Origin of the sequence: Nonomuraea endophytica, from assembly GCF_014203235.1 — a bacterium.
Lineage (GTDB): Bacteria > Actinomycetota > Actinomycetes > Streptosporangiales > Streptosporangiaceae > Nonomuraea > Nonomuraea endophytica.
Genome location: NZ_JACHIN010000002.1, coordinates 126,718 through 146,182 on the forward strand (window position 1 = coordinate 126,718; position 19,465 = coordinate 146,182).

Below are 19,465 nucleotides of genomic sequence, written 5' to 3' on the forward strand. Positions count from 1 at the left end.
CACGGACCGCCGTGGACGGCGTGATCGTCCGCGTCCGCGCGGCTGGAAGCAATAAGCGCGCGGCTGGGTTAGACAGGACTATGCGCGCAGTCGTCATCGCCGCCCAGGGCGGCCCAGAGGTCCTCGAATATGCCGAGCACCCCGATCCCGTCGCGGGTCCAGGAGAGGTGGTCGTCGACGTCGCCGCGAGCGGCGTCAACTTCATCGACATCTACCAGCGCTCCGGCGTCTACCCACTGCAACTCCCCAGCCCCATCGGCTGTGAGGGCGCCGGCACCGTCTCTGCCGTCGGCCCCGGCGTCACCGGCTTCGCCGTCGGCGACACCGTCGCCTGGGCGAACGTCCTGGGCAGCTACGCCGAGAAGGCCGTCGTGCCCGCCGACCGCCTCGTGCCCGTGCCCGACGGCGTCAGCGCGGACCTGGCCGCCGCCGCCCTGCTGCAGGGCATGACCGCCCACTTCCTCGTACGCTCCACGCACGAGGTCAAGGAGGGCGACCGGGTCCTCATCCACGCCGGGGCTGGCGGCATGGGCCAGCTGCTCATCCAGCTCGCCAAGCTCTACGGCGCCACCGTCCACACCACCGTCTCCACCGACGAGAAGGCCAAGCTGGCCCGCGCCGCCGGCGCCGACGAGGTCCACTCCTACGACGACTTCGCACAGACGCTCAAGGACAGCATCGACGTGGTCTACGACGGCGTCGGCGCCACCACCTTCGAAGGCGGCCTGACCGCGCTGCGCCGCCGCGGGCTCATGGCCCTGTACGGCGCGGCCAGCGGCCCCGTGCCGCCCATGGACCCGCAGTTGCTCAACCGGTCGGGCTCGTTGTTCCTGACCCGGCCCACGCTCGTCCACTACGTCGACAACCGGGAGGAACTGCTGTGGCGGGCCCGCGAGGTCTTCGGGTGGATCGCCGCCGGGCAGCTGCGCATCGACGTCTCCCACCGGTACCCGCTGGCCGAGGCGGCCCGCGCGCACGAGGACCTGGCGGCCCGCCGTACGACGGGCAAGCTGCTCCTGATCCCCTGAGACAGAGGCCCCGAGGACGGCTCACGGGAAGAGCCGTCCTCAGGGGCTCACACGTGGGAGCCGCCGTCGACGCGCAGCTCCACGCCCGTGAGGTAGGCGCCGTCGGCCGAGGCCGCGTAGGCGATGGTGCCCGCGATCGCCTCCGGCTCGCCGAAGCCGACCTGCGGCATGATCCGTCCGTAGAAGGAGGCGTCCACGTCCTCGGGGAAGGTCACCGAGCTCATCAGCGGCGTCACCACGCCGCCCGGCGAGACCGTCACGACCCGCACGCCCCGCGGCGCCACCTCCGCCGCCAGGCTCAGCGAGAACGCCAGGACGCCGCCCTTCGACGCCGCGTACCCGGTCATGTAGGGGTGGGCGTGCGTGGCCGAGGTCGAGGCCGTGTTGACCACCACGCCCTTGCTCTCCACCAGGTACGGCATGGCCTCCCGGCAGAACAGGAACGTGCCGAGCAGGTTGACGTCCAGGAGCCTGCGGAAGTCGGCGAGCGAGAGCGTGGCCAGCGGCGTCGTCTTGTGGATGCCCGCGACGTTGATCAGCGTGTCGATCCCGCCGAGCTCCTTGGCCGCCTGGGCCACGGCCGTCTTGACCTGCTCCTCGTCGGCCACGTCGGCGACATGCGGGGTGATGTCCGGATGGCTGGGAATCTCCGGGTTGAGGTCGACGGCGAAGACCCGCGCCCCCTCCCCCGCCAGCCGCAGGGCCGTCGCCCGCCCGATCCCGGTTGCCGCGCCGGTCAGCAGGACCTTCTTGCCCGCGAAACGTTCCATGCATCCTCCACGTCTCATCACGAGACAACTATGTCTCGTCTAGGATATGTCCTGATGACCACCTCCGATTCCATGGCGAGAACACGGGACGCGATCCTCCGCGCCGCCGCCACGGCGCTGCGCACCCACGAGCGAGCCGGCATGGCCGACATCGCCGCTGCGGCCGGAGTCGGCCGCGCCACCCTCTACCGCCACTTCGCCACCCGCGACGACCTGCTGGTCGAGCTCGGCCGCTTCGCCGCGGAGGAGTCCATCAGGGTGATCGACGCGGCCGGCATCGACGGCGTCGGGACCGAGGCCGCCCTGACCCGCCTGACCAGGGCGCTGCTGACGTCCGGCCGCGAGTTCTGGGTGGTCAGCACCCACCGGCCGCAGCTGTGGCCGGAGGAGGAAGAGGTCGGCGAGCGGCTGCGCGTCCTGGCCGAACGCGGCCAGCGCGAGGGCGTGCTGCGCGCCGATGTCCCCGCCGAACTCCTGGCCGCCGCCCACGGCGCGCTCATCCTGGGCGCGCTGACGCTGGCGCCGCTGTCGGAGCTGGGCGTCGAGGACGCCACGGACACCATCGTCAGGCTCTACCTCCAGGGCGCCCGGCTCACACCCACGGAAGCGTCGCCTCCACCCTGAACCCGCCCTGCGGCGACGGCGCGGCCCGGGAGACCCCGCCGAACAACGCGGCCCGCTCGGCGATGTTCACCAGGCCGTGCCCCGACCTGCGCGGCGGCGCGGGCGGGCGACCGGCGCCGTCGTCGACGACCGTGATGTCCAGCGCCCGCTCGCCGTAGCTGAGCACCACGTCGGCCGCGGCGTCCTTGCCCGCGTGCTTCAGCGCGTTGGTCAGCGCCTCCTGAACGATCCGGTAGGCGGCCAGCCCCAGCCCCGCCGGCACCGCCCTGACCCGCCCCTCGACCCGCAGCCGCACCTCCAGCGGATGCCGCTCCACCAGCGCGTCGATCGCCTCGATGCCCGGCTGCCGCTCCCCCGGCTCCTCACGCAGCCCGCCCAGCAGCAGCCGCAGCTCCGTCAGCGCGGCCTCCCCCGACTCCCTGATCGACTCCAGCGAGGTCCGCGCGGGCCCGCGATCCTCCGCCGCCAGCGCCGACACCGCGACGTGCGACTGAATCACCATCGCGCTGACGTTGTGCGCGACGATGTCGTGCAGTTCACGGGCGATCCGCACCCGCTCCTCCGCCACCATCGCCCGCGCCCGCCCCTCCTCGGCACTGGCCGCCGCGGCCACCCACCGCCGCCGCGCCACCCCCGCGCCCCACGGCAGCGCGCACACCAGCGCCGACATCACCCCCGCCGGCGCCAGCACCCCCAAAATCAGCAGTCCGTGGTACGGCGAGGCCCGCCACCTGCCCACCGTGTAGAAGGCGACCTGCAGGGCGGTGGACGCCCCGAGCTCGGCCCACGAGGCGTTGACCTCGGCCCACACATCCCAGCGCCCCACCGCGAGCCACAACACCCAGACCGCCGCCAGCACCCCGAGCGGCCACCGCCGCCGCAGGGCCAGGCAGGCGAAGGCCGCCAGATCCCCCCAGAACGTCAGCGGAATGCTCCCGATCCGGGCCAGCGTCGCATCGGTGTAGGGAACCACGATCAGCAGATAGGCGCACGCGATCCCGGCCAGCGACGCGTCGGCGGCCGTCGGATGCCGCTCCAGCCAGGCCAACCGCCGCCCAAGCCAAGCCACCAACCGCCCCACCCGAGCGACCGGCCGCCGCAGCCAAGCCACCGGCAGCCTCAGCCGATCCCGCAGCTCAGCCCGCACGACCGACCGGCCCGGCGTCGACGCTGAGCCCGCCCTTGTCCTTCAGCCGGGGAAGGCGTTGGAGCGGATATCCCCCGAATAATCGGATGATATTTCGCCATTGACCGGCGACCACGACCGCCCCGAACCAGCAAAACGTGAAATAGCCAATCACTGACTGTTCTTCCGATACGGCCAGCGTGTCGTTATGCGAGAAGACCGGCACGGGCAGGAAGGCATTGCGCGGAAAGCACCGTTCCAGGATCGACGTGGCCCGGTCGAGCAGACTATCGATCATAGACGGGAGTATTGCAGCACTTCCATCTGATGTTTACTGTTCGCTCGGCGCAGACGGTGCCCGGTCAGTCCTGTACGGCCAGCCGTACCCCGAACCCGATGATCACCACGCCCGTGAGGCGGTCGAGCAGGCGGCGGACCCTGGGCGTGCGCAGGACGCCGCCCATGAACGTGGCGAAGGCGACCAGCAGCGCACTCCACACCAGGCCCTCGCCCACGTGCACGCCGGCCAGCGCCAGCCCCATCAGCGCGGGCGGCACGTCGTCCGGGATGAACTGGGGCAGCATCGCCACGTAGAACGCGCCGACCTTGGGGTTGAGGAGGTTGGTCAGCAGGCCGCGGCGGAAGGCGCGCCCGAAGGTCTGGTCGGTGACCGGGTCGGCCTCCGACCGGGCGGGGTGGCGGGCGTTCCAGAGCATGCGGGCGCCCATGTAGACGAGGTAGGCGACGCCGGCCCAGCGCAGGATCTCGTAGGCCAGCTGCGAGGCCGCGAACAGGGCGGACAGGCCGGCGGCGGTGGCCAGGCCCCAGACCAGGATGCCGGTCTGGATGCCGAGGACCACGCCCCACGCCGGACGCCGGCCCGACAGCACGGACGTGCGCATGATCAAGGCCGTGTCCAGGCCGGGTGTCAGCGTCAGCAGGGCGACGACGGCGGCGAACGAGGCGATTGATCCTGCTATATCCATGGAGATCAGCGTAGCGAGGCGGCGATGTGCTGGGCGGCGGCGTAGCCGAACGTCATCGCCGGGCCCAGCGTGGCGCCCGGCCCCGGGTAGGTCTCGCCCATGACGGCGGCCGGGACATTCCCCGCCGCGTACAGGCCGGCGATCGGCGAGCCGTCCCCGCGCAGCACGCGGGCGTCCACGTCGGTGAGCACGCCGCCCTTGGTGCCGATGTCTCAATCACGATAACGCGCCCCGTGCCGTGATTAGTCCGGCCCAGGCGGAGCCGGACGGCGGCTGACCGACTGCACAGGCTGAGCTGTCAGGTAGGTGCCCGGGGGCGCGGTGCCGTACCTCAGCTGATCATGACGGCGGCCAGTCGAGCAGCCGCGCCCCCAGCACCGCCGTCTCCAGCGTGAACCGCTGCGTCGGCTCGTCCGGTGAGAAGCCCGTCAGGCGGCGGATGCGCTCCAGCCGGTAGGTGACGGTCCTGGTGCTGACGCCGAGCCGGCGCGCGGCCGCCGCCTGGTTGCCGTGCACGGCGAAGACGGCCGCCAGCGTCTCCAGCAGCGGCTCGTGCCCGCCGCGCGCGCCGAGCAGCGGGCTGAGCACGCTGTTGACCAGGTCCTCGATGGCGGCCCTGTCGCGCAGGAGCACCGGGAAGACCAGCAGGTCGGCGGCCTTGACCACCGAGGCGGCCAGGCCCAGCCGGCCCGCCAGCTCCAGCGCCCGCTCGGCCTCCCTGAAGGAGGCGACGACGCCGCCGGGACCGCGCTGCGCCCGCCCGACCGCCACCCGCCAGCCGGGCGCGAACCGGGCCCGCACGTGGTGCGTGAACTCCCCCACCGCGGCCGGCAGCGTCGCCGGTGACACGCACACCAGCAGGGCCTCCCGCCCGGCCACCAGGATGTTGTGCGAGCCGAACCTGGCTACCAGGTCGCGTTCGATCCGGTCCTGGTCGCCGTCCTTCATGCCGCTGGCCACCGCCACCACGTACGACTCGGCCAGGCGCAGCCCGAAGTGCTCGGCCCGCTCGGCCAGGCGCTCCGCGCGGCCTTGGAGCAGGTCGTCCACGAACTCCTTGCGGGCCGCCTCCTCGCTGCGCAGCGCGGCGTGCTGGGCCGCCTCGTAGCCGTCCATCAGCGCGGCGACCAGCCGGCGCAGCGCGGGCGCCGCCGTACCGTCGGCCGCGGCCAGCGCGTCGTCCACCAGCACGCGCAGCGGGACGCCGCGCACGGCGGCGCTCTCGCCGATCGCGCGGCACTCCTCCACCGCCGCGCGGCCCGGCAGCCGCCCCGTGGCGGCGTGCTCGGCCACGAGGCGCCGCAGCGGCTCGTCCATCTGCCCGTCAGACTCCTACGTCGCGCCGGTCGAAGGCGAGGACCGCGGTGAGCGCCAGCACGACCGCCGCCCCCGCCAGCACAAGGTAGTCCCACGTGGGCAGCCCCTGGTAGACGGGCCTGCCCTCGCCGTAATAGTGAAACGGCGAGAGCCACTTGAGCCAGGAGATCGCCTCGACGTTCCTGCCGACGGTCACGACCATGTACCCGGCGACCGCCCAGACGCCGACGGCGGCCATCGCCGGGGCCTTGCGGCCGGTCACCGCGCCCACGGTCACCGCGACCGTACCGAAGAACACGGCGAGCAGGAAGACGCCGGTGTGGGCGGCGAGGATGCGGTCCACGCCGACGCCGAGGTCGATCGACTGCGCCACGGCGACCAGGACCCCGAAGGTGATCGCGGCGATCACGAAGAGCGCCACGACCATCGCGGCGTAGCGCTCCAGCAGCAGCCGCCTGCGGTCGACGGGCAGCGTGATCGTCAGCTCCAGCGTGCCGGACTCCTCGGGCTGGGCGATGGCCCGGTTGCCGAGGACCATCGCGCACACGATGAACATGATCGGGACGAGCAGCTGGTAGACGACGGTCTGGAGGTAGCCGGCGCCGGTGGCGACGTCCTCCATGCCGCCCATGATGTCGCGCAGCGCGCCCGGCGACTTGGCCAGCGCCTGCTTGCTGAGGGTCTCGGGGTCCTCGCGCAGGCTGGCGTAGATGCTGACGTACATGGTCAGGAACAGGCTGATGCCGACCGACCAGCCGACGAGCGACCTGCGGTACTCGCCCAGGGCTTTGGCGATCATGATGCCTCGCTGTAGTAGGTCAGGAAGATCTCTTCGAGGTCGGGTTCCGAGCTGACGAGGTGCACGACGGTGAAGCCCGCGGCCGCCTTGATCAGCGCGTCGGGGCGGCCGTCGATCGTGCACGCCAGCGCGGCGCCGCGGATGCTGAGCTCGCGCACCCCCGGCAGGTCCGCGAACGCCTCGGGCGGCACCGGCGCGTCGAAGTGCAGCTCCACCCGGCGCACCGCCTTCTCCCGCAGCGCCGAGACGTCCTCCACCGCGACCAGGCGGCCCTCCCGGACGATGCCGACCCGGTCGGAGACCTGCTCCACCTCGGCCAGCACGTGCGAGGACATGAGCACGGTCCGCCCCGACACCCGCACCTCGCGCACCATCGACAGGAACTCCCGCTGCAGCAGCGGGTCGAGGCCGCTGGTCGGCTCGTCCAGGATCAGGAACTCCGGCTCGCGCATGAACGCCTGGATGAGCCCGACCTTTTGCTTGTTGCCCTTGGAGAGCTTGCGCATCGGCACCGACAGGTCGGCGTCGAGCCGCTCGGCCAGTTCCTCGATCCGCTTGGGCGGCACCCCGCCGCGGATCCGGCCCAGGAAGCGCAGGTAGTCGCGGGCCTTCTCGCGGCCCTCCAGGACCAGTTCGCCGGGCAGGTAGCCGATCCTGGCGCGGGCGGCGGGCTCGCGGGAGCCGTGCCCGAGGACCCGGACCGTGCCCCTGGTCGGCCGGATCACGTCGAGGAGCAGGCGGATGGTGGTCGTTTTCCCTGCCCCGTTCGGGCCCAGGTAGCCGAAGACCTCGCCAGGACGGATCTCCAGCGTCAGGTCCTCCAGGCCGCGGCGCGCCCGGTAGTACTTCGTCAGCCCTTCGGCCTCCACGACTGCTGTCATGTCCCGGATGCTCCTCCGTCGCCGGGCTCTTCGTCATCGCATGAGTCCGGCAGTCGCGGAGACTGCTTGGTTTCCGTCTTCCGGCAATAATGTTGCCTTCGTGGAGACGGCATTCGTGCTCGGCGGCGGCGGGCTGCTCGGCGCCCACGAGGTGGGCATGCTCAGGGCGCTCGACGAGGCGGGCGTGCGCCCCGACGTGGTGCTCGGCACCTCGATCGGCGCGCTCAACGGCGCGGTGCTGGCCGCCGACCCCGATCGCGCGGTCGAACGGCTGACCACCCTGTGGTCTTCCGACGTGGTCCGTACGGCTTTCGCCGGCTCGTGGGTCTCGCGGCTGTCCACCCTGGCCAGGACCGGCACCCACCTGCATCCGGCCGGGCCGCTGCGGCGGATGCTGGCGGCCACGCTCGGGGTGGAGCGGATCGAGGATCTGGCGGTGCCGTTCCAGTGTGTGGCGGCGTCGGTGGAGCGGGCGGCGGCACACTGGTTCACCGGCGGGCCGCTGGTGGACGCGGTGCTGGCCTCGTGCGCGGTGCCGGGGTTGCTGCCGCCGGTGGACGTGGGCGGTGAGCACTTCTTCGACGGGGGTCTGGTGCACAGCATTCCGGTCGGGCGGGCCGTACATCTGGGGGCGGAGCGGGTTTTCGTCCTTCATGTCGGACGGATCGAGCGTCCGCTCAGCGCGCCGACGCGGCCGTGGGAGGTGGGGATGGTGGCCTTCGAGATCGCGCGCCGGCACCGGTTCGCCGAGGAGATGGCGAACCTGCCGCCGGGCGTGGAGGTGCACGTGTTGCCGGCGGGGGCGCCGGAGCCGGTCTCTCCGCTCCGCTATCGGGACGCTTCGCTTATTTCGGCTTATGTCGAGCGGGCTTATGAGGCTTCTTCCCGATATTTGGCTTCAAGAGGAGGATGAGGGCGTGCCCCCACGCATCCTGCGGCGCCTCATCCTCGCTCCCCTGGTCATCGTGCTGACCGTGGTGGTCGTCGTCACGCTGCCGTTCTGGCTGCTGGTGGTGGCGGTGGCCTCGCTGCGCCTGCCGCCGCCGCAACGGCGCGGGGTGCGGCTCATCTGGTTCGCGGCGGCGTGGCTGGTGCTGGAGTGCGGCGCGCTGCTGGCCTGCTTCGCGCTGTGGGTCGCCGCGGGCTTCGGCGGGCGGCTGCGCAGGGACGAGTTCCAGACGCGCCACTACTCGCTGATCAAATGGTTTCTCGCCCGCGTGTACGGCACCGCCGAACGCGTCTTCCGCCTGAGTGTCACCATCGCCGAACCCCCGATGACCGAACAAGAACAGGCCGCCCGGCTGACCCGCCCGGTCATCGTGCTCTCCCGCCACGCGGGCCCCGGCGACAGCTTCCTGCTGGTCTACCACCTGCTGGCGTTGTACCGGCGCAAACCGCGCATCGTCATGAAGGCGGCCCTGCAGTACGACCCCTCGCTGGACGTCCTCGTCAACCGCCTGCCCAACGCGTTCGTCCCGCGCCGGGTGACCGAGAGCGGCATCCTCGACGAGATCACCCGCCTGTCCTCGACCATGGAGGACCACGACGCCCTGGTCATCTTCCCGGAAGGCGGCAACTTCACCCCGCGCCGCCGGCGGCTGGCCATCCGCCGCCTGGAGGAGAAGGGCCTGGCCGCCGAGGCCGAGCGGGCGCGCGGCCTCGACCACCTGCTGCCGCCCCGGCCTGGCGGGGCGATCGCCGCCATCGAGGCCTGCCCGTCGGCCGACGTCATCTTCGTCGCCCACACCGGCCTCGACGACCTCGTCACCGTCGGCGACATCTGGCGCCGGCTCCCCCTGGAGGCGAAGATCACCGCCCAGTGGTGGCGGGTGCCGGCCGCGGAGATCCCGCGCGAACGCGAGGACCGCATCCGCTGGCTCTACGACCAGTGGGAGACCATCGACGACTGGATCGCCGCCCAGAAGGTGGCCGGCTAGGACCTGCGGGCCCGGTTGTTGGCGATCAGCTCGTGGTGGCGCACGACTTCGGCGATGATGAAATTGAGAAAGCGTTCCGCGAATACCGGGTCGAGTTTCGATTGTTCGGCCAAGCTGCGCAACCGCGTAATCTGGCGCTTCTCGCGCTCGGGATCGGCGGGCGGCAGGCTGTATTCCGCCTTCAGTTTCCCGACTTCCTGCGTGCATTTGAACCGCTCCGCGAGCAGGTGCACCAGGGCGGCGTCGAGATTGTCGATACTGTCACGGAGCCGCTGCAGCTCCTTTTGCACGAATTCCCGGTCACCGTCCATCAACAATTCCTCATTCCCTGCTGGTGAAATCCCAATTCAGGGAGCTTACTACCATGTCCGTATGAGCACGCACGGCTTCACCCTCGCCGCCGAGGGCCCCTTCGACTTCGCCGAGTCCCTGCGCTTCGTCGAGGACTGGCCGGCCACCAGCACGCTCGCGCCCAGCGACGGCACGGCCCTGCGCTTCGCCTACAACACGGAGTCCGACTGGCGGCCCATCGGCGTGACCGTGCGCGCGGCGCCCGGCGGCGTCGCGGTGGAGACCACCCGCCCGGCGGGCCCGGCGATCCGCGCCGAGATCGCCCGCATCCTCTCCCTCGACGTCGACGGCACCGGCTTCGCCGCGCTGGCCGCCGCCGACCCGGTGCTCGGCGACGTCCTGCGCCTGCGTCCCGGACTACGGCCGGTGTGCTTCTGGAGCCCGTGGGAGGCGGCGTGCTGGGCGGTGATCGTGCAGCGCTCCTCGATGCACGTCGCCGCGCGCATCAAACAGCGCATCGCCGAGCGGTACGGCGCCACCCTCGACGTCGACGGCCACCCCTTCGTGGCCTTCCCTCCCCCGATCTCCCTGGTGGAGGCCGGCGGGCTCGGCCTGCCCGCACGCAAGGAGGAGTGGATCCACGACCTGGCCAGGGCCGCGCTCGACGGCGTCCTCACCACCGAGCACCTGCGCGGCCTGCCGCCGTCCGAGGCGCTGGCGGAACTGCGCGCGCTGCCCGGCGTCGGGCCGTTCACGGCCGGGCTCATCCTGATCCGCGGCGCGGGCGCGCCGGACGCCTTCCCGGGTGACGAGCCCCGGTTGTTCGCGATCCTGCGCGAGGCGTACGGCCTGCCGGAGGACGCCCCGCCCACCGCCTACCGGAAGATCGCCGACTCGTGGCGCCCCTACCGGTCATGGGCCTCCTTCCACTTCCGCGCCACCGGATATCAGGTGCGCCGGCCGTAGGAAGACTCGTACGCTGGCGCCCCATGGACCATTTCCTGAACGTCGTGGACGTCGAGGCGACCTGCTGGCCCGGCTCCCCGCCGCCGGGCATGGTCAGCGAGATCATCGAGATCGGCCTGACCGTCGTGGACCTGGCCGCCGGCGAGCGCCTGTCGCGGCACGGCATCGTGGTGAAGCCCGCCCGCTCCACGGTCAGCCCGTTCTGCACGGAGCTGACCGGTCTCACCGAGGACGAGGTCGGGCGCGGCGTGCCGTTCGCCGAGGCCTGCCGGATCCTGGCCGCCGACCACAAGGCGGGCTCGCGCCCCTGGGCGAGCTGGGGCGACTACGACCGCAAGCAGTTCACCCGTCAGTGCGCGGCCACCGGCACCCGCTACCCCTTCTCCCGCGACCACACCAACGCCAAGCTGCCCTTCACCGCGGCCCACGGGCTGCGCAAACGCCCCGGCATGGCGCAGGCGCTGACCATCGCGGGGCTCCCGCTCGAAGGCCGGCACCACCGGGGCGAGGACGACGCCTGGAACATCGCCGCCCTGATCCTCCACCTGGCGTCTAGGGACGCGTGGTCCCTCCCGGCGGAAGAAGCGGAACGTCGGGCGGACCACGCTCGATGAGGCGCATCATCGCGCCGACGTCCAGATGCTGTTCGACCAGATCGCCCAGCGCGTCCAGGCGCTCCTCGCGCAGCGCGGCGAAGCTGACGTCGGGCGCCGGGACGTAGGCGCGACCGGCGCGCGCGGCCACGTCCGTGAGGAAGGCGCGGCGGAAGTCGTCGTTCTCCAGGGCGCCGTGCCAGGTGGTGCCCCAGACGTCGCCGACGCGGCAGCCGTCCAGGAACGGCTCGCCGCCCTCGACGGCGGCCACGCCGTGGTGAATCTCGTAGGCGCGCACGGGATGGCCGTAGGCCTGGCCGGTGGGGCGGGCGAGCGTCTTCTCCGCCCGGAACGTCACGGTCACCGGAAGTAGCCCGAGCCCCCTGACATGCCCGGCGCCGGACTCCACGCCGTCGTGGATGTCGCGGGCGAGCATCTGGAAGCCGCCGCAGATGCCCAGCACCGGTCCTTTTCTCTCCTGTACGGCACGCGCCAGCCCGTTCTCCCGCAGCCAGGCGAGGTCGGAGACCGTGGCGCGGGAGCCGGGCAGCACCACGAGGTCGGCGTCGTCCAGTTCGGCGGGGTCGGTGACGAAGCGGACGATCACGCCAGGTTCGGCGGCCAGGGCGTCCAGGTCGGTGAAGTTGGAGATCCTGGGCAGCCTGACCACCGCCACGCGCAGGGTCTGCCTGCCGTGCGGGCCGCGGGTGACGACGCGGCGGTTGTCCAGGGCCAGGGAGTCCTCGACGTCGAGCCAGAGCCCGTCGAGCCAGGGCAGCACGCCGTAGACGGGGCGTCCGGTCAGGTCGTGGAGGGTGTCGAGTCCGGGTTGGAGGAGTTCGACCGCGCCGCGGAACTTGTTGACGATAAATCCGGAAATATGGGCTTGGTCGGCGGCGTCCAGCAGCGCCACCGTCCCGTAGAAGGCGGCGAACACCCCGCCCCGGTCGATGTCGCCCACCACCACGACCGGCAGCCCCGCCGCCCTGGCCAGGCCCATGTTGGCGATGTCACCGGCCCGCAGGTTGATCTCGGCCGGGCTGCCCGCCCCTTCGCAGATCACCACGTCGTGGGCGGCGCGCAGCCGTTCCAGCGACTCCAGGGCCTTCTCGCGCAGCATGTCCTTGAGCGCCCCGTACTCCAGCGCGTCCACGTCCGTCAGCGGCCGGCCCATGAGGACCACCTGGCTGCGCCGGTCGCTGCCCGGCTTGAGCAGGATGGGGTTCATGTCCGCGACGGGCTCCAGCCGCGCCGCCCTCGCCTGAACCTCCTGCGCCCGCCCGATCTCCGCGCCCCCGGCGGTGACGAAGGAGTTCAGGGACATGTTCTGCGCCTTGAACGGCGCCACCTTCACCCCTTGGCGCACCAGCCACCGGCAGATGCCCGCGGTCACCACGCTCTTGCCCGCGTCCGACGTCGTCCCCGCGACCAGCAACGCACCCTTCACCGCGGCATTTTTTCACACCTGCCCCATTTACAGCGCACTGCCCTTCTAGAACAATATCCTAGAACGTTGCTCTAAGAGAGGTGCCGCATGGTCGGGACGTTCGGATCACCACGAACCGGTGTGATCAACGCACAGGACCGCGCTCCGTACGGCTGGACGCCACTCGTCGTCCTGTTCATCGTCGGCCTGGTCGACCGCATCGAATTCAACCTGCTGTCGGGCGTCCTCCCCCTGGTCCAGGCGGAATGGGGCTTCTCCGACACCGCGGCCGGATCCATCCCCACGGCCGCCGCCCTCGCCGCCGCGGTGGTGGCCCTGCCCGCCGGATACTTCGCCGACCGCTACAACCGCACCCGCATCCTCGCCGTCGTCGTCTTCCTCTGGGCGATCGCCACCCTCGGCTCCGGCCTCGCGACCGGATTCGCCATGTTCTACCTGATGCGCGTCTTCCTGGCCGCTGCCGAGAACATCGACAACCCCGCCGCCGGCAGCCTGCTCGCCGACTGGTATCCCCCGCTCTCGCGCGCCAAGGCGTACGGGCTCACGCGCGTCACCACCTATCTCGGCGGCATCGGAACCCTGCTCGGCGGCGTACTCGGCCAGGCCATGGGCTGGCGCAACGCCTTCCTCGTCATGGTCATCCCGGGCGTGCTCACCGCGATCCTGTGCTGGATGCTGCGCGAGCCCAAACGCGGCGAACTCGACCGGCTGGTCGCGGGCGGCACCACCCCGGCCTCCCCGGCGAAGGCGCCGAAGCAGCCGTTCTGGCCGCAGTTCCGCCTCGTGCTGCGCAATCCGACGCTGATGTTCGTCTGCGTCGGCCTGGCCCTGCTCACGCTCGGCCTGGCCGGGATCTTCTTCTGGCTGCCCACCCTGATGGTGCGCGCGTTCGGCGCCACCCCGGCCACCGCCGGCTCCTACAGCGGCCTGATCACGGTCGCCGGCACGCTCGTCGGCACCCTGGTCGGCGCGTGGCTCGGCCGCAAGTGGCACGGCACGATCAAGGGCGGACGGCTGCTGGCCGGCGGCGGCGGGATCACGATCGGCGCCGCCGTGCTCGCCGCGGCCCTCTCCATGAACTCCCTGCTCGCCATGGCCGCGCTCACCCTGCTGGCCTGCTCGCTCATGTCGATCGCCATCCCGAACATGACCGCCTGCCTCGCCGACGTGGTCGGCGCGGGCTCGCGCGGGCTCGGCTTCGCCGTCCTTCAGGTGTTCACGACCGCGGGCGGCGCGTTCGGCTCGCTGATCGTGGGCATCTTCTCCGACCGGCTGGGCTCCCTGGTCGGCGGCATGTACGTGCTGATCGTGCCCATGGTCGCCGGCGGGCTGATCACGCTGGGCGCGCGGGCCTCGTTCGAGCGGGACGCCAAGAAGGTCCTCGACGAGGCCAGGGACGCATAGCCGCCAGCACCGCCAGCGCGGCGGCCGTGAAACTCACCGCCCTGGTCAGCCGGACCGCGCGCCTGATGTCCCCGACCTCGGGCGCGCGGCCGTCGCCCATGGTCGGACGGTGTTCGGTCCGCCCGCCGTACACGTTGGTGCCGCCGAGCGTCACCCCCAGCGCGCCGGCGAAGGCCGACTCGCACTGTCCCGCGTTCGGGCTCGGGTGCCGATGCCCATCCTTCTTCAGTACGGCCAGCGCCCCCGCCCGATCCGGCCCCACCGCCACGGTGATCAGCCCGGTCACCCGCGCCGGAACATAGTTGGCCACGTCATCCAGCCGCGCTGCCGCCCAGCCGAACCGCTCGTACCTGGGCGAACGATGCCCGATCATCGCATCCAACGTGTTGATCGCCCGATAGGCCAGCAATCCGGGAATCCCCGCCACCGCACCCCAGAACAACGGCGCCACCACCGCGTCCGAGGTGTTCTCGGCCAGCGACTCCACCGTCGCCCTGGCCAGCTCCGGCTCCTCCAGCCCGGACGGGTCGCGCCCGCACAGGTGCGGCAGGCGGCGCCTGGCCCGCTCGACGTCCTTGTCCTCCAGGGCGCCGGCCATGTGGGCGCCTTCGCGGGCCAGCGTCGTACCGCCGAGCACCGCCCAGGTCGCCGCCGCGGTGAGCGCGGTGCGGGCCAGCGGGTGGCGTACCCGTTCCGCCAGCATGCCGACGCCGGCCGCCGCGCCGACGCACAGCGCGACGTGGGCCACGCCGTTTGGGCGGGCGTCGCCGTACAGGCGCTTCTCCAGAGCGGCGGCCGCCCGGCCGAACAACGCGACGGGATGCCCGCGGCGCGGATCCGCGAACACGGCGTCAAGCGCGACACCGAGCGCGATACCGGCAGACCTAGACCAGATGTGCATGAAGTTCATCTTCGTGCACATCAAGCCAGGCGGCCGCCCGGCGGATGCGCTCACCGGCGCCGCCGGCCCACATCGCCGCCCAGGCGCCGCCCTGGTCCGCCCGCTTCCGCATCACGTCGTAGCTGCGGTGGAAGCGGAGCCTGGCCAGGTCGAGCAGGCGGCGCCGGTCTCGGGGCGGCAGGCCGTACGCGTCGCAGAAAAGCCGCAGCCGGGCGCCCACGTCCACGCCCCGCAGGAGCGGATGGCGGTCGAGCGGATCGGCGATGGGCGCCCAGTGCCGCAGCGTGGTGACCACATCGAACAGCCGCGTCGTAGGCCGAGCCTGGTCGAAGTCGATCAGCGCGACGGCGCTGCCACGATGAAAAATCGTGTTCTCCGGCCGTAAGTCACAGTGCCCGATGACTTCCGGCGCCCTGTCATCATTGGACCCCTCGACCCACCCCTGGGCGGAGAACCCTTCGGTGGCGTCATGAAACCCCCGCAACAGCCCGGCAAGACTCCGAAGCCCATCCTCGGCAACGTTGTGCACGGTAATCCCACAACTGCCCGGAATGTAGGTGATGACCTCGCGGTCGAACTCGTCGAACCCCACCACCCGAGGCGCCCCGGCGAACCCCGCGGCCTCAAGATGCCGCAAAAGGGCGTGCACGGCGGGCGTGGACGGGCTTTTCGGACGGCGGACCGTATCCCCGACCCGAACCACCCCGTCCGTCACGTCCCCGCCCCGCAGCGGTGTCTCATGCAGGAGCGTCGCGACCATGCAACGGCATCTTAGACCCCTTTAGACCGATCCCGCCTGGCTTTTTGTGTCGGACCACCGCCCCGGCGCCGCCTGCCCATAACGTGGCCCGTATGGCGATCCTGCTGTCCGTCGTGGCGTTCCTGATGACGCTCCTGGGCGGCCTGGTCGCACACCGCGTCCGCGAACGCCGCAACCTCGTCCTGGGCGCCGCCGCCGGCGTCATGCTAGGCGTGGTGTCCTTCGACCTCCTCCCGGAGGCCCTCTCCCTGGACACCATCCACATACACGGCGTCCCCCTCCCCATGCTCACCTTCGCCGCCGGCTTCCTGGCGGTCCACACAGTGGAACGCGCAGTAGCCATGCACGACACCCACGAAGGCGACTACGCCGCCCACCGCCACGCCCACGCCGGCATGGGCCTGGCAGCGGGCAGCGCATTGGTGATCCACAGCTTCCTGGACGGCGCCGCGATAGGCGCCGCCTTCCAGACAGACACCACCCTCGCCGTGGCAGTGGCGATAGGCGTCATAGCCCACGACTTCACCGACGGCTTCAACACCTACACACTCACCACCCTGTACGGCAACGCCCGCCGCCGAGCCATCACCCTCCTGTGCCTGGACGCCATAGCCCCAGTGGCCGGCGCCACCCTGACCACCCTGCTCCCCATCCCCAAAACCCTGCTAGCTGCATACTTGGGACTCTTCGCCGGCTTCCTCCTATACCTGGCCACCTCCCACATCCTCCCCGAAGCCCACACCCCCCGCCGATCCACCGGCCTCACCCTGGCGGCTACGCTGGCGGGCACGCTGTTCATGTGGGCGGTGATCGGACTCACCGAGTGACACGGGCAAATCGAGTGCGTGACAACTCGCCGGATCATGCACAATAAGGCGGGAGCGCCCTTAGCTCAGCTGGATAGAGCATCGGACTTCTAATCCGACGGTCGCAGGTTCGAATCCTGCAGGGCGCGCACAGACCATGGCGTTGACCTGCGGAAACACATCCCGCCACACCCGTACGGAACATAGTTCTAGGCCATCGGTGCTCGCGCGGTGCTCGCCCGTACCAACCCTGTACACACCATGATCATCATGCCGTCCGACAGCGCACTCAGCGGTTCCCGCGATACGGCGGACGGCCCCGTCCGCCGCAGCTCCGGCGGGACGAAGCCGTCCTGTGCCCCTGTCAGGCACTCCCCCGGCTATGCGCGGAGATGCCGCAGTGTGCCGTGCCCCTCGTCCTCGCCCAGCAGCAGCGCCGCGGTCTTCTCCGCTGCCGCCATCGCCACCTGGGGGAAGACCGAGGTGTAGGTGTCGGCGGTGAACGCGCTGGAGGTATGCCCCAGCGTCTCCTGGACCACCTTGATCTCCACGCCCGCGGCCAGCATCAACGACGCCGCGCCATGCCATAGATCATGGAGCCGGATCGGTGGTAGCCCTGCCAGGTAGGCCAGCCACAGGAACTGGTCGGACACATGCTGCGGGTGCAGCCGATCGCCATCGGATTGGGTGAATACGAAGCCGGTCCCCTTCCACATCTCGCCCGCCGCGAGTTGTTGTTCGCGTTGACGTCGCTGGTGCCCGCGCAGGATCGTGACCGTTTCGGCGTCCAGGGCGATGGTGCGCATGGAGGCGTCGGTCTTGGGCTTGCCCTCGTGGATGCGCCCGGCCAGCTGCACCAGCTGCCAGGAGATACTCGCGGCCCCGGTATCGAGATCGATGTCTTTCCAGCGCAGCCCGCACGCCTCGCCACGCCGCAGCCCTCGAAGCGTGATCAGCCGATACAAGGCGAACAGCGGATGCCGACCGGCCTCTTCCAGAAACAGCCGGGTCTGCTCCGGTGTCCACACCATCACCGCCGACGGGCGCGGCACCCGGATGTAGGCGTCGATCGGATCCACCCGCCGCCCTCCACGACGCGCCTTCTCCGCGCTGCGGTAATCACGGAAGCCCTGTTCTGGGTGCCGCGCTCCCAGCGCGCCCACGTGCTGAGGGACACGCCGATCTGTTCGGCGGCCCGCTCCTGGGTCAGACCACGCTGCAGCCGCGCCCGGATCAGGCCGGGACGAGACGGCTTGACCAGCCCGGCCTGCTGGGACGAGTTTCGCTGTTCTGGTTGGTGGGTCACCACGCCACGCTCCCTCAGCATTTAGGGGACCACACAGCATGCGCCGACTCCAACCCCGCCTCCAGCCTGACCGGGAAACGCCCTGCAAACGCCCTATCCGCCTACCGGGCGTCACCTGGGCGTGGTCAACGCCCAGGTGACGCTCTTCCGCCGGGCGTCCGGCAGCGGGTTCCATTGGCGACCGTCACCCGGTGTGACCAAGGCGCGATGGGTGGCCGGAATCCGGCCCAGAAGTCAGGACATCTCCTGGATTCTTCGGGCCAGCGATTCGGGACCGCATGCCGTGCGGGACTGGGAGCTAGCCGAGCCTCGGTCAGGCGCGGGTGCGAAGACCGGTACGGCTCGGCCAGCTCGGGGTGCTGGCCGATCCCTTGAGGAGGACACAGCTGATGTTCGAGAGGTAGCGAGGCGATGATGGTGATCTACTCCTTTCCACCCACCCAACAACTTCAGCCGGTCGGCATCCTGCACCTGGCGCGCAGCGACCGGGCCCCGTATCTGGCCCGGGAGGCTGTCAGCGCGTGGCTGGGGCCCGGCCATCCAGCTCGAGATCGCGGTGCTGGCGGCCTCGGAGCTGGTCACCAACTCCGTGCGGTACGCCGACACCAGCCGCACCTGCGGGAACGACGAGGGCGATGGTGATGGTGAAGGCGGTCAGTGTTCGATCACGCTCAAGCTGTGTCAGGGCGCCGACTATCTGCGGCTGGGCGTCACCGACCCCGGCTCGTCCTGCTCCAAGCCGTCCGCGATCCCGCTGCAGGCGCCGAGCCTGAGCGCCGAGCGTGGCCGGGGGCTGGCGATCGTGCAGGCGCTGTCGCGCAACCGGTGGGGCAGCTTCCGGCTGCCGTCCACTGGTGGGCGCGTGGTGTGGTGCCACCTCAACCTCGACCCGACCCCGGCCCAGATCGAGGAGCTGTTTCTCGCCCCGGTGTAGCCAGCCGACCTCGCAACCCCTCACCTCCAGACTCGTGCTGGCCGATCGAGAAAGGGCGGAGAACCGTCGTGCGCCGTCATCACCTGTTCATGCTCGTCCCGGTGCTCATCACGGCCGGGTTCGTCGGCTGGATCACCGCCGCGCCCGGCAGTACCCCGATGCCGGTGAAGGTGGCGGTGCTCATCGGCGGGCCGAGCCTGTTCGCAGGGGTCGTGCTCGGGCGCCGCTGGCGGCTGCGTCGCAAGGCACTCAACAGCCGTTCGCTGTTCGGCCCCTGACCCAGCCCTTCTTTCGTTTCGTGAACTGGAGTTCGTCGTATCCCGTCGTCATCTGATCAACGGGCTGCTGGTGGCCTTCACCGCCGCTTTCGCGGTCTTCTCCGTGGTGGCTCCGGCCGGGGTGGTCCGTCCGGTGGCGCTGACCGTGCTCGGACTGATCGTGGCCTGGGTTGTCGCGGTGGTGGTGTGGGCTGGTTACGTCGTGTGGCGGCGTCGCAAGCAGAACCAGCCGTCCGCCTGAAGCTGTCATCCCCGCGCCCCGCTACAGCCGCCGTACGCGGCTGCCTGCCCCTTCCCCCTTCTCCTGACCG

25 protein-coding genes and 1 tRNA gene are annotated in these 19,465 nt (G+C 71.0%); 12 read left to right on the forward strand and 14 right to left on the reverse strand.

Annotation, left to right across the window (positions count from 1 at the left end; genetic code table 11):
• Positions 1-80 precede the first annotated feature (80 nt).
• Positions 81-1,028 (forward strand): quinone oxidoreductase family protein, encoded by a 948-nt coding sequence (locus HNR40_RS08635; RefSeq protein WP_184959721.1) that lies wholly within the window; start codon positions 81-83, stop codon positions 1,026-1,028.
• Between the two features lie 47 nt (positions 1,029-1,075).
• On the opposite strand, the gene HNR40_RS08640 is transcribed toward HNR40_RS08635, so the two are convergent.
• Positions 1,076-1,798: an SDR family NAD(P)-dependent oxidoreductase gene (locus tag HNR40_RS08640; protein ID WP_246508777.1), complete on the reverse strand. Its 723-nt coding sequence runs from the start codon at positions 1,796-1,798 to the stop codon at positions 1,076-1,078.
• Positions 1,799-1,852: 54 nt separating this feature from the next.
• Between HNR40_RS08640 and HNR40_RS08645 the strand changes: the two genes are divergently transcribed.
• The gene (locus HNR40_RS08645; protein ID WP_184959723.1) at positions 1,853-2,422 is read left to right on the forward strand and encodes a TetR/AcrR family transcriptional regulator; all 570 of its coding nucleotides are present in this window, start codon (positions 1,853-1,855) and stop codon (positions 2,420-2,422) included.
• On the opposite strand, the gene HNR40_RS08650 is transcribed toward HNR40_RS08645, so the two are convergent.
• From HNR40_RS08650 to HNR40_RS08680, 7 genes are all read right to left on the reverse strand, one after another.
• Positions 2,391-3,491 carry a sensor histidine kinase gene (locus tag HNR40_RS08650; protein ID WP_312896294.1) on the reverse strand — a complete coding sequence of 367 codons (1,101 nt, stop codon included), beginning with the start codon at positions 3,489-3,491 and terminating at the stop codon, positions 2,391-2,393. The genes HNR40_RS08645 and HNR40_RS08650 overlap by 32 nt on opposite strands.
• Before the next feature lie 67 nt (positions 3,492-3,558).
• A complete protein-coding gene (locus HNR40_RS08655) occupies positions 3,559-3,846 on the reverse strand; it encodes a hypothetical protein (RefSeq protein WP_184959727.1) in 288 nt (95 codons plus the stop codon).
• Positions 3,847-3,910: 64 nt separating this feature from the next.
• Complete coding sequence (locus tag HNR40_RS08660) at positions 3,911-4,534, reverse strand: LysE family translocator (protein WP_184959729.1); 624 nt, start codon at positions 4,532-4,534, stop codon at positions 3,911-3,913.
• A gap of 5 nt (positions 4,535-4,539) precedes the next feature.
• Positions 4,540-4,743, reverse strand: a complete 204-nt coding sequence (locus tag HNR40_RS08665) for an FAD-binding protein (protein WP_312896295.1) — start codon at positions 4,741-4,743, stop codon at positions 4,540-4,542.
• Positions 4,744-4,873: 130 nt separating this feature from the next.
• Positions 4,874-5,851, reverse strand: a complete 978-nt coding sequence (locus tag HNR40_RS08670) for a PucR family transcriptional regulator (protein WP_184959732.1) — start codon at positions 5,849-5,851, stop codon at positions 4,874-4,876.
• A 7-nt stretch (positions 5,852-5,858) separates the two neighbouring features.
• Positions 5,859-6,650: a DUF2705 family protein gene (locus HNR40_RS08675; protein WP_184959734.1), complete on the reverse strand. Its 792-nt coding sequence runs from the start codon at positions 6,648-6,650 to the stop codon at positions 5,859-5,861.
• Positions 6,647-7,531, reverse strand: a complete 885-nt coding sequence (locus tag HNR40_RS08680; RefSeq protein WP_184959736.1) for an ABC transporter ATP-binding protein — start codon at positions 7,529-7,531, stop codon at positions 6,647-6,649. Before HNR40_RS08680 ends, HNR40_RS08675 begins: the two co-directional genes overlap by 4 nt.
• 100 nt (positions 7,532-7,631) lie before the next feature.
• Between HNR40_RS08680 and HNR40_RS08685 the strand changes: the two genes are divergently transcribed.
• Both HNR40_RS08685 and HNR40_RS08690 read left to right on the forward strand, forming a co-directional pair.
• Entirely contained in the window at positions 7,632-8,444 is an 813-nt protein-coding gene (locus HNR40_RS08685) for a patatin-like phospholipase family protein (RefSeq protein ID WP_312896247.1), read from the forward strand.
• A gap of 4 nt (positions 8,445-8,448) precedes the next feature.
• Complete coding sequence (locus HNR40_RS08690; protein WP_312896248.1) at positions 8,449-9,468, forward strand: 1-acyl-sn-glycerol-3-phosphate acyltransferase; 1,020 nt, start codon at positions 8,449-8,451, stop codon at positions 9,466-9,468.
• On the opposite strand, the gene HNR40_RS08695 is transcribed toward HNR40_RS08690, so the two are convergent.
• Positions 9,465-9,779: a chorismate mutase gene (locus HNR40_RS08695; protein WP_184959739.1), complete on the reverse strand. Its 315-nt coding sequence runs from the start codon at positions 9,777-9,779 to the stop codon at positions 9,465-9,467. The genes HNR40_RS08690 and HNR40_RS08695 overlap by 4 nt on opposite strands.
• Positions 9,780-9,840: 61 nt before the next feature.
• Here HNR40_RS08695 and HNR40_RS08700 point away from each other — a divergent pair, with 61 nt between their 5' ends.
• The gene (locus HNR40_RS08700) at positions 9,841-10,725 is read left to right on the forward strand and encodes a DNA-3-methyladenine glycosylase family protein (RefSeq protein ID WP_184959740.1); all 885 of its coding nucleotides are present in this window, start codon (positions 9,841-9,843) and stop codon (positions 10,723-10,725) included.
• 23 nt (positions 10,726-10,748) lie between these two features.
• A complete protein-coding gene (locus HNR40_RS08705) occupies positions 10,749-11,339 on the forward strand; it encodes a 3'-5' exonuclease (protein WP_184959741.1) in 591 nt (196 codons plus the stop codon).
• Here the strand turns inward: HNR40_RS08705 and HNR40_RS08710 are convergent.
• Positions 11,278-12,765, reverse strand: a complete 1,488-nt coding sequence (locus HNR40_RS08710) for a cobyric acid synthase (RefSeq protein ID WP_184959742.1) — start codon at positions 12,763-12,765, stop codon at positions 11,278-11,280. The two genes, HNR40_RS08705 and HNR40_RS08710, sit on opposite strands and share 62 nt — an antisense overlap.
• A 120-nt stretch (positions 12,766-12,885) precedes the next feature.
• On the opposite strand from HNR40_RS08710, the gene HNR40_RS08715 reads away from it, so the two are divergent.
• Positions 12,886-14,169: an MFS transporter gene (locus tag HNR40_RS08715; RefSeq protein ID WP_312896249.1), complete on the forward strand. Its 1,284-nt coding sequence runs from the start codon at positions 12,886-12,888 to the stop codon at positions 14,167-14,169.
• Here HNR40_RS08715 and HNR40_RS08720 read toward each other — a convergent pair.
• Entirely contained in the window at positions 14,099-15,070 is a 972-nt protein-coding gene (locus tag HNR40_RS08720) for a cobalamin biosynthesis protein (RefSeq protein WP_184959745.1), read from the reverse strand. The two genes, HNR40_RS08715 and HNR40_RS08720, sit on opposite strands and share 71 nt — an antisense overlap.
• On the reverse strand, positions 15,054-15,830 hold the full coding sequence (locus HNR40_RS08725; RefSeq protein ID WP_184959747.1) for a phosphotransferase: 777 nt from the start codon (positions 15,828-15,830) through the stop codon (positions 15,054-15,056). Before HNR40_RS08725 ends, HNR40_RS08720 begins: the two co-directional genes overlap by 17 nt.
• A 92-nt stretch (positions 15,831-15,922) precedes the next feature.
• On the opposite strand from HNR40_RS08725, the gene HNR40_RS08730 reads away from it, so the two are divergent.
• Both HNR40_RS08730 and HNR40_RS08735 read left to right on the forward strand, forming a co-directional pair.
• A complete protein-coding gene (locus HNR40_RS08730; protein ID WP_184959749.1) occupies positions 15,923-16,657 on the forward strand; it encodes a ZIP family metal transporter in 735 nt (244 codons plus the stop codon).
• A 54-nt stretch (positions 16,658-16,711) separates the two neighbouring features.
• Positions 16,712-16,785, forward strand: a tRNA-Arg gene (locus HNR40_RS08735).
• A gap of 231 nt (positions 16,786-17,016) precedes the next feature.
• Here the strand turns inward: HNR40_RS08735 and HNR40_RS08740 are convergent.
• Together HNR40_RS08740 and HNR40_RS57820 are read right to left on the reverse strand one after the other, a co-directional pair.
• Positions 17,017-17,715 carry a site-specific integrase gene (locus tag HNR40_RS08740; protein ID WP_184959750.1) on the reverse strand — a complete coding sequence of 233 codons (699 nt, stop codon included), beginning with the start codon at positions 17,713-17,715 and terminating at the stop codon, positions 17,017-17,019.
• The gene (locus tag HNR40_RS57820) at positions 17,667-17,963 is read right to left on the reverse strand and encodes a helix-turn-helix transcriptional regulator (protein WP_184959752.1); all 297 of its coding nucleotides are present in this window, start codon (positions 17,961-17,963) and stop codon (positions 17,667-17,669) included. Before HNR40_RS57820 ends, HNR40_RS08740 begins: the two co-directional genes overlap by 49 nt.
• Before the next feature lie 529 nt (positions 17,964-18,492).
• Between HNR40_RS57820 and HNR40_RS08750 the strand changes: the two genes are divergently transcribed.
• The 3 genes from HNR40_RS08750 (at position 18,493) to HNR40_RS08760 (ending at position 19,395) form a co-directional block, all read left to right on the forward strand.
• On the forward strand, positions 18,493-18,876 hold the full coding sequence (locus HNR40_RS08750) for an ATP-binding protein (RefSeq protein WP_512699311.1): 384 nt from the start codon (positions 18,493-18,495) through the stop codon (positions 18,874-18,876).
• Between the two features lie 68 nt (positions 18,877-18,944).
• Positions 18,945-19,154 carry a hypothetical protein gene (locus HNR40_RS08755; protein WP_184959756.1) on the forward strand — a complete coding sequence of 70 codons (210 nt, stop codon included), beginning with the start codon at positions 18,945-18,947 and terminating at the stop codon, positions 19,152-19,154.
• 70 nt (positions 19,155-19,224) lie between these two features.
• Complete coding sequence (locus HNR40_RS08760) at positions 19,225-19,395, forward strand: hypothetical protein (protein ID WP_184959758.1); 171 nt, start codon at positions 19,225-19,227, stop codon at positions 19,393-19,395.
• Positions 19,396-19,465 lie beyond the last annotated feature (70 nt).